Here is a 1,221-nt window from a genome sequence, read left to right on the forward strand (position 1 = left end):
CCGGCGCAACATGTCGCCAATCATCGCAGCGGCGCCAAGAATGACCGCAACGATGTCCTGGCGATATTGCGCTCGGGACGAGATGTAAACATTGCTTCAGTGCCCGTCAAAAGTAACGCGCAATTGGCCATGCAGGCCCTGCATCGTGTTCGGCAAGGGTATGTAAAGCGGCGCACCGCAATGGGTAATCAGATACGTGGGTTGCTGCTGGAACAAGGCATTGCCATGGCGCAAGGGGCGGTGGCCCTAAGCCGAAATGTCCCACGCATACTGGAAGACGCAACCCAGCCATTGCCAGATATGTTGCGCGAGTTGGTCGACGAACTGCTGGGCGAATGGAGTCAGCTGGGTGAACGTATCGACGTGCTGACGGGGCGTCTGGAAGCTGCCGCGCGCGAAGACAAGACAGCAAAGCGCCTGATGACAGTACGTGGCATCGGTCCTGTCATCGCTACAGCGCTACTGGCCAAGCAAACTGAACCTGGGCGCTTCGCCAATGCACGAATGTTCGCAGCCTACTTCGGTACGGTTCCTGAGCAAAACAGCAGCGGACAAAAAGTTNGGCTGGGCAAAATTTGCAAACGCGGTGATGGCTACATTCGCAGCCTTTCAATTCAGGGAGCGCACGCTGTGTTAAGGCAGGTGCGGCCTGACTCTGAACATCCGGATGATCGCCGTTTGAGACGCTGGTTAAGCCAGCATGGTCAAAAGGGAGCCGCCGTCAGATTGGCCAACCGAAACCTGCGAATCGTCTGGGTGCTGCTGCAAAACGATCAGACCTATAGTCGCCAGCCAGCGGGTTGCCAGGAGGCGACGATGAATCATTGAAAAAACAGAGTTCTGCCACCGGGGTGCTGGGTCACCTCAACCGCTGCTTAAGAACATTGACCCTTGGTCAGACCGTCGTGGATAGATGCCTACGGTCCTACTGGCCCTTTTGAGGCCTTATCGTAATTGGCATACCGCGAGCTCACCCAATGTTGGCCAGAAGCTGATGATGCTTCCTCGAATAGGCCTTATACATAGATGCAACCGGGTAGCAGTGTTCAAAAGCAGGTTGAATGTAGGGGCGAGTCCATACATAGGACCGGCTTTAGCCGGGAGGACGTCGGTACATTCGCCCTGCTTCTTTCGTCAGGGGCATTGCCCTCCCGGCTAAAGCCGGTCCTATGTATGGACTCGCCCCTACTTTCAACCCGCTTTTTGAACACTGCTACCCGG

1 protein-coding gene is annotated in these 1,221 nt (G+C 56.0%); it reads left to right on the top strand.

Going from position 1 to position 1,221, the window contains the following annotated elements; all coding sequences use genetic code 11:
* Positions 1-828 (top strand): IS110 family transposase (locus tag AO242_RS21940; protein WP_099270361.1); only part of this gene is annotated, 828 nt, incomplete at its 5' end.
* Positions 829-1,221: the final 393 nt, after the last annotated feature.

This window comes from Pseudomonas sp. ICMP 561 (genome assembly GCF_002699985.1).
In the GTDB taxonomy this organism is placed as follows: domain Bacteria; phylum Pseudomonadota; class Gammaproteobacteria; order Pseudomonadales; family Pseudomonadaceae; genus Aquipseudomonas; species Aquipseudomonas quasicaspiana.